Annotated in this window: 7 protein-coding genes and 4 tRNA genes; 4 read left to right on the plus strand and 7 right to left on the minus strand. The window is 45.2% G+C overall.

From position 1 onward, the window contains the following. Window positions 1-72 precede the first annotated feature (72 nt). Both alaS and recA read right to left on the minus strand, forming a co-directional pair. Complete coding sequence (gene alaS / locus N4A56_RS09000) at window positions 73-2,718, minus strand: alanine--tRNA ligase (RefSeq protein WP_295546684.1); 2,646 nt, start codon at window positions 2,716-2,718, stop codon at window positions 73-75. 103 nt (window positions 2,719-2,821) lie between these two features. Next, complete coding sequence (gene recA, locus N4A56_RS09005; protein ID WP_295546687.1) at window positions 2,822-3,904, minus strand: recombinase RecA; 1,083 nt, start codon at window positions 3,902-3,904, stop codon at window positions 2,822-2,824. A 233-nt stretch (window positions 3,905-4,137) separates the two neighbouring features. Here recA and N4A56_RS09010 point away from each other — a divergent pair, with 233 nt between their 5' ends. The 3 genes from N4A56_RS09010 (at window position 4,138) to treS (ending at window position 10,678) form a co-directional block, all read left to right on the plus strand. Next, complete coding sequence (locus N4A56_RS09010) at window positions 4,138-5,217, plus strand: tRNA(5-methylaminomethyl-2-thiouridylate) methyltransferase (protein ID WP_295546688.1); 1,080 nt, start codon at window positions 4,138-4,140, stop codon at window positions 5,215-5,217. 563 nt (window positions 5,218-5,780) lie between these two features. Further along, the gene (locus N4A56_RS09015; protein ID WP_293668627.1) at window positions 5,781-7,142 is read left to right on the plus strand and encodes a sodium-dependent transporter; all 1,362 of its coding nucleotides are present in this window, start codon (window positions 5,781-5,783) and stop codon (window positions 7,140-7,142) included. Between the two features lie 197 nt (window positions 7,143-7,339). Continuing rightward, window positions 7,340-10,678, plus strand: a complete 3,339-nt coding sequence (gene treS, locus N4A56_RS09020; RefSeq protein WP_295546692.1) for a maltose alpha-D-glucosyltransferase — start codon at window positions 7,340-7,342, stop codon at window positions 10,676-10,678. Between the two features lie 168 nt (window positions 10,679-10,846). Here treS and N4A56_RS09025 read toward each other — a convergent pair whose 3' ends face one another. After that, window positions 10,847-11,209, minus strand: coding sequence for a molybdenum cofactor biosynthesis protein MoaE (locus N4A56_RS09025; RefSeq protein WP_293668625.1), 363 nt, complete (start codon window positions 11,207-11,209; stop codon window positions 10,847-10,849). 33 nt (window positions 11,210-11,242) lie between these two features. Here N4A56_RS09025 and N4A56_RS09030 point away from each other — a divergent pair, with 33 nt between their 5' ends. Then, window positions 11,243-13,855 carry a tetratricopeptide repeat protein gene (locus N4A56_RS09030; protein WP_295546695.1) on the plus strand — a complete coding sequence of 871 codons (2,613 nt, stop codon included), beginning with the start codon at window positions 11,243-11,245 and terminating at the stop codon, window positions 13,853-13,855. Window positions 13,856-14,053: 198 nt separating this feature from the next. Here the strand turns inward: N4A56_RS09030 and N4A56_RS09035 are convergent. The 4 genes from N4A56_RS09035 to N4A56_RS09050 all read right to left on the minus strand — a co-directional run bounded on the left by N4A56_RS09035 (window position 14,054) and on the right by N4A56_RS09050 (window position 14,393). Then, a tRNA-Gly gene (locus N4A56_RS09035) sits at window positions 14,054-14,128 on the minus strand. 7 nt (window positions 14,129-14,135) lie between these two features. After that, a tRNA-Cys gene (locus N4A56_RS09040) sits at window positions 14,136-14,210 on the minus strand. Between the two features lie 26 nt (window positions 14,211-14,236). After that, a tRNA-Gly gene (locus N4A56_RS09045) sits at window positions 14,237-14,311 on the minus strand. Window positions 14,312-14,318: 7 nt separating this feature from the next. After that, window positions 14,319-14,393: transfer RNA gene (locus N4A56_RS09050), tRNA-Cys, on the minus strand. Between the last annotated feature and the right edge of the window lie 5 nt (window positions 14,394-14,398).

Below are 14,398 nucleotides of genomic sequence, written 5' to 3' on the forward strand. Positions count from 1 at the left end.
CGGACTTGAGAATGTTCTCAAGTCCGCTTTGCTTATTTGATGACTAGCTATCAAAGCTAGTGATGAAAAGCGTTAGCCCTGTACAAGCTCTTTAAGTTTGTCAAATGCTGCGTTGATACCGTCAGCATTGTTACCGCCAGCTTGAGCCATATCAGGACGTCCACCGCCTTTACCGCCAACTTCACCTGCAATTTGACCGATGAGCTGACCAGCTTTGAACTTGTCAGTGAGATCTTTAGTCACAGCCACGAGCAAGGTTACTTTGCCTTCGCTGTCTGCGCTTGCAAGACATGCGATGCCGGAGCCGAGCTTAGAACGAATGTCATCCATGATGTCACGCAGTGCTTTCACGTTAGGAACGTCAACGCGTGCTGCGAGTACTTTTACGCCGTTAATATCAGCAACATTGGACATCAGGTCGCCGCCCTGACTGGAAGCTGCTTTGGCAGCAAGTTTTTCCATGTCTTTACGTAAGGAGCGGTTTTCCTGCTGTAAGCCTTTAACGCGGTTTGCAACATCGCCAGCTTTGCCTTTTACCATGCTTGCAATTTCTTGCAGTTCTTCACGGTTACCAAGGGAAAGATTGAGTGCATTGAAGCCCGTTGCAGCTTCGATACGGCGAATACCAGCAGCAACGCCGCCATCGGATAAGATAAAGAAGGAGCCAGCCTGACCTGTTGCGGAAAGGTGAGTACCACCGCAAAGCTCAACTGAATTGTCACCGATAGCAACAACACGAACCTGATCTTCGTATTTCTCACCAAAGAGAGCCATAGCGCCTTTCTCAACGGCTTTATCGTATTCCATTTCAGCTACATCAAGCGGAATGTTTGCCATGATTGCTGCGTTCACATCCAGCTCAATTGCTTTAATTTCTTCTGGAGTCAGAGCAGAAATGTGTGTGAAGTCGAAGCGCAGGCGATCTGGAGTTACCAGAGAGCCGGACTGCTTCACATGGTCACCAAGTACGCGGCGCAGTGCAGCATGGAGCAAGTGAGTGCAGGTGTGGTTACGTGCAGAGGCGAGGCGTAACTCTTCGCTTACCTGTAAGTTTACAGCCTGCTCATTGCGGATAGTGCCTTCTGAAACTTCAATGTGATGCACAGTCAGTTCTGCGTTTGGCTTGAGAGTATCGAGAACTCTTGCTTCACCGGAATCAGCAGAAACAACGCCGTGGTCGCCGGACTGACCGCCGGATTCACCGTAGAATGGAGTCTTGCTGGATACGAAGTAGCCTTTTTGACCAGCAGCGAGTGAATCAACGGTTTCAGCATCTTCATTCATAAGTACTGCAATGCGGCTTTCTGTACCAAGAGTAATGTATCCTACAAATTCGCTACGCAGACCTTCTTCAAGAAGAGACTGGAATCGTGCAGCAAGGGTGTCGCCAGCAGCGCCTTTCCAAGCAGCTTTAGCGCGCTGTTTTTGTTCTGCCATAAATGTGTTGAAACCTTCTTCGTCAACAGCAATACCACGTTTTTCCGCAATATCGTTGATGATGTCGATAGGGAACCCGAAGGTATCGTACAGTTTAAATACTGTTTCGCCTTTGAGTGTTTTTTCAGCAGTATTCTCAACAGCAAGAAGTTCGTCTTCAAGCAGGGCAAGACCTTTATCAAGCGTTTTGTTGAAGCCTTCTTCTTCCATGATGACAACACGGTCCATGAAGTCTGCATTGTCGCAAAGTTCTGGGTAGTGTTCACCCATGACTTCAACAACCTTAGCAACGGACTTGTGGATGTAGCAGCCGGAAAGACCCATCAGGCGACCAAAGCGGTATGCACGACGGATAAGGCGGCGGAGTACGTATCCACGACCTTCGTTAGATGGAAGAATTCCGTCGCTAATCATGAATGCAATGGCGCGGCTGTGGTCAGCGATAACGCGAAGAGCAGTATCTACGTCGTCGCCGTCTTTTTTGTAGGTCACGCCTGCAAGGTCAGCTGTGAAATTGATGAATTCGAGGAAAAGGTCGGTATCGTAGTTGGAGTATACACCCTGACATACCGCTGCAATACGTTCCAGACCCATACCGGTATCAATGTTCGGCTTAGGAAGCGGAGTGCGAACGCCTTGTTCATCTTGGTTGAACTGCATGAAAACGAGGTTCCAGATTTCAAGGAATCGGTCACAGTCACACTTACCGATGCCGCAATCTGGGCCACAGGTCATGTGTTCGCCCTGATCGATATGGATTTCGGTACAAGGACCGCAAGGGCCGGTATCGCCCATTGACCAGAAGTTGTCTTTTTCGCCGAGACGGAAGATTCTATCTTCTGATACTCCAGCTTCAGAAATCCACAACTCTTTTGCTTCGTCATCATCGTTGTAGATGGTAATGTAGAGTTTCTCTTTAGGAAGACCGAGTTCTTCTGTAATAAACTCCCAAGCGTAGCGGATTGCATCTTTTTTGAAGTAATCGCCAAAGCTGAAGTTACCGAGCATTTCAAAAAATGTGTGGTGACGCGCTGTTCTACCTACGTTTTCAAGGTCGTTATGTTTGCCGCCTACGCGCAGACACTTCTGTGAAGTAGTGGCTCGTACATACGCTCGTTTTTCCTGACCGAGGAAGGTTTTTTTAAACTGAACCATGCCTGCGTTAGTGAAGAGCAGAGTAGGGTCATCAGCGGGAATAAGAGATGAAGAAGAAACAATTTCGTGTCCCTTGTCCTCAAAGAACTTGAGAAACTTCTCTCGAATTTCGTTTGCGGTAATCACAGTGTCGTCTCCCTTGGAAAATCATTAACGGCTTATTGTTAAAAGAAACGCCGCCCTTAAAAAACAGGGCGGCGTACTTTATTCTCAACTATGAGAAGCGGTGCTATTTTTTGGAAGATTTTTTGGCAGGTGCAGCAGCCTGTTCCGGCTTTGCCTCTTCAGTCTCTTCCTCGATTACGCCCAGATGTGTGAGTAATTTCTTTTCAATCTGGTCTCTGATTGCGTCATTTTCGTTCAAGAACGCTCGAACGTTTTCCTTACCCTGACCTAATCGTTCAGAGCCGTACGCATACCAGGCACCACTTTTATCTACTATGCCGTGTTCTACACCAAGATCAAGCAATTCGCCAGTGCGGGAAATGCCAGTTCCGTATAAAATATCGAATAAAGCTTCGCGGAATGGCGGCGCAACCTTGTTTTTAACGATTTTTGCGCGTGTGCGGTTACCGAAAACTTCGTCTTTGTCTTTGAGGGACTGGATGCGGCGTACGTCAATACGGATAGAAGAGTAGAATTTAAGTGCGTTACCGCCAGTGGTTGTTTCCGGATTGCCGTATCCCATTGTGCCGATCTTCATACGAATCTGGTTAATGAAGATAACACTTACGCTGGATTTATGGATTGTGCCGGTAAGCTTACGCAAAGCATGGGACATAAGGCGAGCCTGACTGCCTACCTGTGTTTCACCCATGTTGCCTTCCAGTTCGGACTGCGGAATGAGCGCAGCAACGGAGTCGATAACAATAATATCAACAGCACCGGAGCGTACAAGCATATCTGCAATGTCGAGAGCCTGCTCGCCGTAGTCTGGCTGCGAAATAAGTAATGCTTCAGTGTCTACACCAAGGCGGCGTGCATATGTAGGGTCAAGAGCATGCTCTGCATCAATAAAAGCAGCTGTTCCGCCCTGCTTCTGGCACTGAGCAATGGCATGCAGCGCAAGGGTGGTTTTACCGGAAGATTCCGGACCATAAATTTCTGTTACGCGACCTTTAGGAATACCGCCGATGCCCAATGCGAGATCGAGTGTGATTGAGCCGGTTGGAATAACAGGAATTGCGACATGTGCATCATCATTCAGCTTCATTACGGAGCCTTGTCCGTATTTTCGCTGAATAGTGCTCATTGCTGTGCTAAGAGCCTCACGACGCATGTCTTCCGGACTCATTGCGGATTTAGTAGCCATTTTTTTAATCTCCGTACAGGAAAGTGTTTTTTGGGGAGCGCTCATGGTGAATAGCAAATCGCTGAATCAGGGGCAATCTTCAAAAAAGTGCAACGTAGAATTAGGTACAGTAGGAAATACAGAATATCAAAAAAAGTAACATTCGAAAATCTTTATTCATTAAATCAGTATAATAGCTTTTGCAGAGCAAAACTAGCCTTGCTTTTCTATCTAATGAGCCTTATTTGGCGTGCATGGAAAAGGTAACGAAGCAATATGACGCCGTGGCATTATTATCCGGCGGACTGGATTCTCTGCTTGCTGTAAAGGTTATACAGGATCAGGGGCTTAGGGTTAAAGGGTTGCATTTTGTAACTCCGTTTTTTGGTAAACCTCATTTGGTACGCCGTTGGGAAAAATTATACGGCATGGAAATCGACGCAGTTGATGTTTCCGAAGAATATGTGCGTATGATGGTTGAGCGTCCTGTGCATGGATTCGGTAAAACGCTGAATCCGTGTGTAGACTGCAAAATTTTGATGCTCAGAAAAGCCCATGAGTTAATGGGTAAATATGGTGCCAAATTTATCATTTCCGGCGAAGTGATAGGGCAGCGCCCTATGTCGCAGCGTAGAGACACTCTTAATGTTATTAAGCGTGATGCAGACGTGCAGTCAGTGCTGCTTCGTCCTTTATGTGCGCTGTGTCTCGATCCGACTCCGATGGAAGAGTCCGGACTTGTTCAGCGCGACAAGCTGCTTGGACTCTTCGGGCGAGGTCGTAAAGAGCAACTTAGGCTTGCAGAGCACTACGGCTTTACGGAAATTCCTTCTCCGGGGGGCGGCTGTAGATTGACAGAGCGCGAAAATGGTCGGCGGTACTGGCCTGTGCTTAAGTATTCACCAAAACCTTCTGTTGCCGATTTTAAATTAGCTAATGTTGGACGTCAGTACTGGTCTGGCAAGCATTGGATGGCTGTCGGTAGAAATCAGATGGACAACGAATCCCTTCTTAAGATAAAGCTGGATACAGACCTTGTTTTTAAGGTGGTTGATTTCCCTGGACCTATTTCAATTGGTCGCCAGTTTGAGGGAGCACCGTGGTCTGATGAGGTGATTGCAGATGCAGCAGCTTGGGCAGCATCGTATTCTCCAAAAGCAAAAAAAGCTGGCGTTCCTGTTCAAGTAAGTGTAGTAACTAAAGGCAAGGAGAACGAAGAAGAACGTATCCTTACTGTTACTCCATTGCGAGAAACACCAATGGGCTGGGCAGAATGGCTCTGGCCTGATGCAAAAGAAGAAATACGCGCTGAGGCTCGTGCCCGCGCGAAATAATAGAATTTCCTGGATGATTCGTCAGCCTTTGATACATAGGCAGAATCAATACTATCACATGCAGGCACCTTGCCGTTGTCACCAAAGGGGATTGAGTTGCTCCTGACGGCGGCTGCCATATCCTTTAATTAAAGGATTTTGCAAGGTCTCATCGGTAACGGTCAATCCGGGGTAATGTTAGAGAGTCTTTTCAGTACGCTGAACAGGCTCTCTTTTTTTATGGTCTTTTGTTGGATGCTGTATTGCCTGCATATCAGTGTTAATACCATGTAGGGATGAGAAGTAATAAAGAAAAAACATGCTTTTGCCGTATACCATCTACTTTCTGTAGTTATAATACATTTCTACTACAGTGTTCATGTGGGGGAGTGTGAGAATTACTCGCTCTACAAATTTGAAGAAATGCTGTAACTGTATGAAGTATTTCTCAAGTTACTACTGCCAGTTGTCAGGTATGACAAATTGGAATGCCTAATGTGAGTAAAAAGACTTGAATGCAACAGCGTTGCGAACTACAACGGGGACAAGAAATAACAAAACTGTAAAACTTGTTGAGGTGGAAAATGACGTCTCCTGTGAAAAATCGTGATGGGTTCGCCACTGCTCTTGGTGTTCTCACTGCGACATTAGGCTCAGCAGTTGGCCTTGGTAACATTTGGAAATTCCCGTACATGACAGGCGAAGGCGGCGGTGCTGCTTTCCTGATCGTATATTTGCTTGCGACGCTTGTGGTCGGACTCCCTGTAATGATTAGTGAAATTATGCTTGGTCGTAAGGCTCGGCAGAATGCCATTGGTACATGGCACAAAATTGCTCCTGGTTCACCGTGGTTCCTCGTTGGTTGTGCTGGTGTTCTGGCTGCTTTTTGTATCATGGCGTTCTACACAGACGTAGCAGGATGGGTTTTTGCCTTTGTTGTAAAAGCGGCTTCCGGTCAACTGAACGGTCTTGACAAATCTGTAGGTGAAGCAGCATTCGGCTCCATGGTTTCTGATCCTTTCGGTTCATTAGCATGGCAGTGGTTTGTACTTGCTCTTGTTGCATTTATTCTCATCGCTGGTGTTTCTAAAGGTATTGAAAAAACAACAAAAATTTTGATGCCAGTGCTGTTCCTCATGCTGTGTGCAATCTGTGTGCGCTCTCTTATGCTGCCAGATGCCAGCAAAGGTCTTGCTTTTCTTTTTGCACCTGATTTTTCCAAGATTACTGTAGAAGTTGTACTCAATGCTATGGGGCTTGCATTCTTCAAGCTTTCTCTCGGCATGGGCACTATGATGACCTACGGTAGTTACTTCCTTGATGAAGCAGACATTCCGAAAACGACTATGCGAGTAATGCTTGCAGACCTTACCGTTTCTATGCTTGCAGGTATCGCTATTTTCCCGGCTGTATTCAACTACGGCTTGGAGCCTACAGCAGGTCCGGGTCTGGTATTCATGACAATGCCAGCTGTATTCAGCGCGCTTCCTGCTGGACAGCTTTTCATGACATTGTTCTTCGTGCTCACATCCGTTGCCACTATCGGCGCTATGTGTTCCCTGTTCGAAGTACCTGTAGCATTTCTTATTGAAACTATCCCTTCCTGTTCCCGTAAAGTTGCAACAATTGCTGTTGCTCTCGGTATCGGGCTTTGCGGTGTGCCTGCAACATTGTCATTCAGCACGTTTGCGGATGTTACGTTTTTTGGCAAAAACTTCTTCGATCTCTATGACTTCCTCAGCTCAAATATTCTCCTGCCAACTGGTGGCGCGTTTATCTGCCTGTTCGTAGGCTGGGTATGGGGTTGGGAACGCTCTAAAGAATGCCTTAGCAATGGTGGTGCTATTGCCAACGAAGGTGTACTCAAAGCTTGGTTCTTCCTTGTAAAATGGGTCACTCCGATTCTTGTATTTATTGTACTGCTCAAAGGGCTTGGTGCATTTTAGGTCTGAGTGCTTTATCATGCGGCTTGAAGCTTGATGCTTCAAGCTGAAGAATCCGTATAGTAAAAAGAAAGGCTGTCCTTTGTAATGAAGGGCAGCCTTTTTTATTAAAAGCAGAGTGGCAATATAATCGCATTACATCCTTGACGGCTCCTTGGTATGGTGGATTGATTCTCGACCACCAAACCGCAGGACGTCCTATGCCCAAAAAAACAGTCTCTGATGCTGAAAATGTTACATGGTACAAAGATGCGATTATTTACGAGCTGCACATTAAATCGTTTTACGACTCTAATGGTAGCGGTAAAGGGGATATTCAGGGGGTTGTAGACAAGCTTGACTATCTGCAAGATTTGGGAGTCACCGCCATCTGGTTGTTGCCTTTCTTTCCGTCACCGTTGCGGGATGACGGCTATGATATTCAAGATTACATGAATGTTAATCCCGACTACGGGACAATTCCAGATATAAAAAAGCTTATCCGCGAAGCACACAAACGTGATTTGCGCGTTATTATTGAGCTGGTTTTAAATCATACATCAGACCAGCATGAATGGTTTAAACGTGCACGCCTAGCTCCTGCCGGTTCTTCTCATAGGAATTTTTACGTCTGGAGTGATACTCCGGATAAGTATTCTGATGCACGAATAATTTTCAAGGATTTCGAGCCTTCTAATTGGAGCTGGGACCCTGTTGCTAAGGCGTACTACTGGCATAGGTTTTATCATCATCAGCCGGATTTGAATTATGAGAACCCGCAGGTGCACAAAGCCGTGTTTAAGGTATTCGACTTTTGGTTTAAAATGGGCGTGGATGGTGTGCGGCTCGATGCTGTTCCCTATCTTTATGAAGAAGAAGGGACAAATTGCGAAAATTTACCAAAGACATTTGCATTTTTGAAAAAACTCCGTGCCCGCTTGGATGAACGATATACGGGACGCATGCTCCTTGCGGAGGCAAACCAATGGCCGGAAGATGCTGCAAGATATTTTGGCGATGGGGATGCCTGCCATATGTCTTTCCATTTTCCGTTGATGCCTCGCATGTTTATGTCAATTGAAATGGAAGACAGATATCCTATTATTGATATTTTAGAACAAACTCCGTCGATACCGGAAAATGCACAATGGGCGATTTTTTTACGCAACCATGATGAACTGACGCTTGAGATGGTAACGGATGAAGAGCGCGACTATATGTACCGAATGTACGCGCGTGACCCCAAGAGCAGGATCAATCTTGGCATCCGTCGCAGGCTTGCGCCGCTTTTGGGAAATGATCGGCGTAAGATAGAGTTGATGAATGTAATGCTGTTCTCCATGCCGGGAACTCCGGTATTGTATTATGGTGATGAAATATGCATGGGCGATAATTACTATCTTGGTGATCGCAACGGGGTTCGTACGCCGATGCAGTGGAGTGCAGACCGAAATGCAGGTTTTTCCAGAGCCAATCCGCAAAGTCTTTTTTTACCTGTAATTATTGACCCTGAATATCATTATGAGGCCATTAATGTAGAAACCGCGCAATGCAGTAAATCATCTTTGTTCTGGTGGCTGAAAGGGATAATTGCAATGCGGAAAAAATATCCTGCATTTGCACGAGGCTCTGTGTCTTTTTTGATGCCGGATAATCATAGAGTTCTGGCGTTTATTCGTTCTTACAATGAGCAGAATATTTTGATTGTCTGCAATTTATCACGTTTTCCACAGGCAGCCTCACTAGACCTTTCGGGCTATGAAGGGTGTGAGCCTATTGAACTTATGTCGCACACGAAATTTCCTATGGTGCGGACGGCAATGTATGACCTTACATTGAACCCGCATGGTTATTTCATGTTCATTTTACATAGGAACGTCGATGAGGAAGTAGCGCGGTCCGAAGTGGTTCCGACTATCGAATCTTCCACAACAGTTAATATGTTTGACGAAGACTTCAGAAGCGGACTTGAAGGTGTGCTACCAGCGTACTTTATTCGAAGGAATAAAATTATTGGCAGTAATGCAATATTGCGGGAAATCTCCATCCGTGAGGCTTTGCCGTTTGGCAGCGAAACAGAGCAGTGCTGGCTTCTTGTTGTAGAAATTCGTTTTATGCAAAAACCGCCAGAGCTATACACATTGTTTGTCAGTAGGGTAGAAGGCGCAGCCGCGACGGATATCATTACAGCTCGAACGTCTGAGTTAATCTGTGTTGTGACTAATGAAGGCGAAGAAGCTGCACTAGTGGAAGGTTTTATAGAGGGCTGGAGCTGCGATTCTTTTATTTCGCTATATAAACAGGTGAAGTCTGTTTCCGGTAGAAACGGTGTCTTTACTGTATTGCAGGATAGACGCAGATTGCCTGTGTTCAAACATTGTCTTGGATGGTGGAAAGATTATCCTGAATCCAGTGCTGTTATCTGTGGGGATGACTTGTTCTTTCGGATGTACCGAAGGTTAAGCGATGGCATTAATCCTGATGCTGAAATGTTGGAGCATCTGTCCGTTAACTGCCATTTCCCTAATGTGCCGCGGTATTTTGGGGCAGTTAAATATGTATGTGAACGTGGTGATGAACATTATATAGGGGCGTACAGTCAATATACGCATTCTGAATCTGATGTAATGCAGATGGTCGTAGATAGTATTACGCGATTTTATGAAGAGCGGTTGACTATTGATAGTACGATAGAGAAGGCTCCAGAGGAGCTGGACGCCGATGTGTATGAGATTGCATTTGAACGCCCAGATTTGAACAACGCAGAAGTGTTGACAGATGCTGATGTGACTGTGTTCACCCTGCTGGGGAAAAGGCTGGGTGAAATGCATCTGGCATTGGCGAGAAAGAATTCAGGAAAGCATTTTTCTCCAGAAGCGTATTCCAAGCTGTATGCCCGTTCTGTTTATCAAAGTGTCCAGAGCGTTATGAAACGCACCATGGAGCGCCTACATCGCAACAGAGGGAAGTTGAGCAGTCATGTTATTCCGCTGGTCGATCAAGTGCTGGAGCGTAAACAAAAGCTACTGAGTGATGCGAAGCAATTTCTTGAACATCGCTACAATTGTAAAAAAATACGACTTCATGGCAGCCTACATTTACGCAGGATTTTTTATACGGGTAAAGATTTCCTTTTTGTAAATTTTGAAGGGCAGAAGTACCGCTCGTTTACTGCCCGCAGGCTAAAAGACAGTGGTCTACGAGATGTGGTTGATGTGCTGGACTCATTACAGGATACCGTACTGCGAGTATTGTATGATGCGTCGTTTATTCGATCTGAAGACAAAGAAAAATTGGAAATATGGGCTGAGGTATGGCGCAGACACGCAGGTGGAGTATTTTTGCGCAGCTATGCAGAAACAGTATCAGAAAGTAAGCTTTTGCCGGATGATGCTGAGGCACTGCGATGCATGGTTGATGTTTTTTGTATGCAGAAAAAGTTTAATGATTTGCGACAATTTGAATCTATGAATGTGGCAGAACTGGAAATAGCTTTGAGGGGCGTGCTTAATATGCATTGTCCGCAATCTGCAACAGAGTGCGATCACAAGAATAAATAATATAGCTGGTTAGCATGAAAAAACGGTCTGCAAATAAAATGCAGACCGTTTTTTATTGGAATAAATATTGCAAAAATATTTACAAAGTACTGTATTGGGCAAAATATGCCAGCCAGACAAATGGCTGAAGGTTTCGCTAGAGAAAAAAAGAAAAATGCCGAAGAGTAATTAGGCAAAAATTTCTTCTTTTGTTACTGCCTCTGATTTGATTCTATCAAGCAGTTCAGCGAGTGTTGCTTTTACATTCTCGCGAATGTCGCCAGCAACAATAAGGTACATTACATCATCACCGGGTTTGAAATCACCTTCATATGCCTCTGTGATGATTCGGTAAATACCTTCATTTTGTTCAAGTTCTTTACGGATGCTTTCAATTTTATCGTAATCATGACGAACACGGATAGCTTGGACTTCTTGCCTGTTTTTGCGAGACCAGCCGCGTACAGTGCCGTTATGAATAAGTGTCATGCCGACATTTTCGGCAAAACCCGGGTCTTTTTTTAGTTCAGCCAGAGTTCTGGTAATGTCCATAAGTCCTCCCAAAAGTAATGGTGAAAGGTAGATATGCCTCATTTATCAAACTTGCTCAAGAAACTTCCAATGTTTCAGGAATCCCGAATGGTAGCCACTGGTTACGGAATGTGGATTAACTGGAATGGTGAACTTAATCCGGCAGTAGTGCAAACATTGCAGGACTACGGTGGATTGCAGGTAGAAGTGGATAGAGACCAAGCATTATGGTTCTTCTTTAGTTCAGACGTTTTTTTGGCTGCTGCCAGATTAAATGTATGGGCAAAATTCAATACGCTCCAACTGTATGCGCAAATTGTTCCTGCAAAGTTGTTGTTCAGCCCAAAACGTGAAATTTCGTTTTCGTTAGACCCAACACTCACTGCCCAGTCTATTATTGTACCGGATACGTGCCAGATTTGGATACATCCGAAATGCCGTGGTGATGGCAACGGTTTGCCTGGACTGACATTTAAGCCGGAAGAATCTCGTTCCGGTTTGGCTCCCGTAGAATGGGTATCTCTTATTGTTGACCCACGATTGCCATATCAATCCACATTAGGGTGGTATGGGGTTATTAAACCTCTTGGCAATACAATGGAGAAAAATTTTCTTGAGGGCTGGCGAAATTATTCCGGCGAGATTAAAAAGTTATTTGAACGGGTTAATATTAAGTTCCTTGTTCAGGATTCGTATCTGGTTTTTCATTTAGAAAACTTGCAGATGCTCCGGCAATGGACACGCGAGCATCTGGCGCTGGTCGATGAGCTGAAAGCTACAGACCGCGACTTATATTGGCCTGCTGTTGTGGCGGTAACCAATAAGCGCGGCGTCAATTTTACGCCTGATCTTCCCAAAAGAATGGGGCTTGATTGGAACCAGCTTGTTCCTGACTTTCCACATATGAGCTTCCGTTCCGGTTACTTGCTCGGGCGTGCTTTTGAAGTGCATGATGTAAACTTCTCGTTAGATGCAAACAGCGTTGATGACTGGTGCAAAGTCACAATGGCTGTCGATCATTCCGAAGAAAGTGGCATGCTCCCGATTCGAACTTCAAAGCATCTTACTGCTGGTAACCATGACCATTGTTTTTATTGTGGTATGCGGTCGCACACATCACCGCAATGCCCGACTCGTTCTTTAACAAAACTTACGCCGAAGGTGTGGAGCGAACTCGCCTCGTTGGGTTTTGAAGAGTTCAACAAAGGTTTTGAAACTATTGAAGCAACCCTTGGAACAAAAGATCCTGAAGGATTGCAAAAAATTCAGGCTTCAAAAAGTTATGACGGTGTTTTGCTGAATGCCGTGTATGGTGTGAACGAGATTTCACAATTGCGCATGATGCAGCACATGTGGTTGTGTCGGGGAAAAGATTTTGCAAAAGGTCTTGAAGAGGTCGTACCGCGTGATGAAAACCCAGTGTGGAGCACTCTTAGCTGCATGCTCGCAGGTGATTTGCTGGTGGCAGACAAGGAACTTGCTAACCTTGCGATTCGTGCTCCGCGTGATGCCAGACCACGCATGCTCGCCGGTTTTGTTGCTATGGAACGCGGAGATGACCATAAAGCAATGATGATGTGGAAAGAGGCTGAAATTCTTTCTACAACTATGATGAAGCAAGCGTATTGTGTGTTCTTGCAAGCTCGTCTACTTGAATACACCTCGCAGTTCCAAAAAGCTTCTGAATTGTACAGCCGTGTGTTGCGCATGTGCCCAACCATGCATGATGCACAGTACCGAAAATCTGTATGTCAGGTAAAAATCGGCTTTGCAGAGCAGGCAATGGCTTCGCTCATTTCTCTTGTGAAAGAGACTCCGCACTATTTCAACAGGGTATTGATTGATCCTGAGATGGAACGTGGACACATTCAGGTTTTGTCAGCGTTATATCACCCTTGGATTGAAGCGGAGAATCAGGTTGAAAAAGCGGTTGATGAGCTTGGCAGGCTAAAAAAAGAAGTGCATGAATGGTTTGATGAAGGGAGTCCGTTTTTTGTCAAAAGCATGAAGCGGATTGATAGGATGACTGCTGCCAGTGATGTAAAAAACTATGTCTCTTTCATGATTATCCTTCAGGGGTGCAAAGGGCTGGCAAAAGATTTAGAGCGGTATATTACGAAAGAAACCGCAACACTGAAGAACAGATTTCAGGATCAGCGAGAGAGGCTGCGATATATTAGGGAAGAGGCAGCATGGTTTCCGTTCCCGCGTGCTCTTGTTGAGTTTAATAAAAACTACAATTTATGCGCTGCAAATATCTCGTGGGCGTTGAAGACACATTTTCAGGTCGCAGATATTTTTAAAAAGGCACAGATTGTTGCTGATACAGAGGAAAAACGACTTGAAAAGCTTGAAAAGCGTCTTAAGTTTTTGAAAGTTGTTAGGGACTCAACATTATTTATGCTTATTATGTCCCGTACCTTCTTCTGGATTGAAGTTGTGTTTATGTGCATTATTGTTGTCGCGTTGCCTCTGACGATGTTTTATGGAGAGCAATCCGGCATGGAATGGGCAACTGGACTACTCTTTAAAGAAAAGTGGAGTATCCAGAAACAATTGATTCTCGGGTTCTCGATTTTTGCAATTGTCCTTTCGTGTTTCCGGACAGCACTTGTATTCGACAAAGTTCGAGAAAAGTACTTCAATAAAGCGCGTGGGCTTGCTTGATGGCATTATGCGTTTCGGCAGCCCTGTTGCCTAGCATCAATATAAAAAAATCCTCTGTACCAGTTCAGTACAGGGGATTTTTTTATGAAGATGTTGTTTGATCCGAGACTATAAATTCATCTGCGAAGGCAAGAGGGCAGAGGAAAGTAAACTGTAGACGCAAAAAAAGCCGATTCAATGAATCGGCTTAAATGCATTTGGAGCGGGAAACGAGATTTGAACTCGCGACTCCAACCTTGGCAAGGTTGTACTCTACCACTGAGTTATTCCCGCTTTTGAATGGAGGCGACATCCGGATTTGAACCGGAGAATGGAGATTTTGCAGACCTCTGCCTTACCGCTTGGCCATGTCGCCTCAAAAGAGAAAATTTAATTTTAAAATGGAGCGGGAAACGAGATTTGAACTCGCGACTCCAACCTTGGCAAGGTTGTACTCTACCACTGAGTTATTCCCGCTCTTGAGTGGAGGCGACATCCGGATTTGAACCGGAGAATGGAGATTTTGCAGACCTCTGCCTTACCGCTTGGCCATGTCGCCTCAAA

The sequence above is a fragment of the Halodesulfovibrio sp. genome, assembly GCF_025210605.1.
Classification (GTDB): Bacteria; Desulfobacterota; Desulfovibrionia; order Desulfovibrionales; family Desulfovibrionaceae; genus Halodesulfovibrio.

Bases quoted from the DNA above. Each gene is read 5' to 3' on its own strand.
- N4A56_RS09010 (WP_295546688.1), top strand. From the start codon at position 4,138: ATGGAAAAGGTAACGAAGCAATATGACGCCGTGGCATTATTATCCGGC.
- N4A56_RS09025 (WP_293668625.1), bottom strand. From the start codon at position 11,209: ATGGACATTACCAGAACTCTGGCTGAACTAAAAAAAGACCCGGGTTTT.
- treS (WP_295546692.1), top strand. From the start codon at position 7,340: ATGCCCAAAAAAACAGTCTCTGATGCTGAAAATGTTACATGGTACAAA.
- N4A56_RS09030 (WP_295546695.1), top strand. From the start codon at position 11,243: ATGCCTCATTTATCAAACTTGCTCAAGAAACTTCCAATGTTTCAGGAA.
- recA (WP_295546687.1), bottom strand. From the start codon at position 3,904: ATGGCTACTAAATCCGCAATGAGTCCGGAAGACATGCGTCGTGAGGCT.
- N4A56_RS09015 (WP_293668627.1), top strand. From the start codon at position 5,781: ATGACGTCTCCTGTGAAAAATCGTGATGGGTTCGCCACTGCTCTTGGT.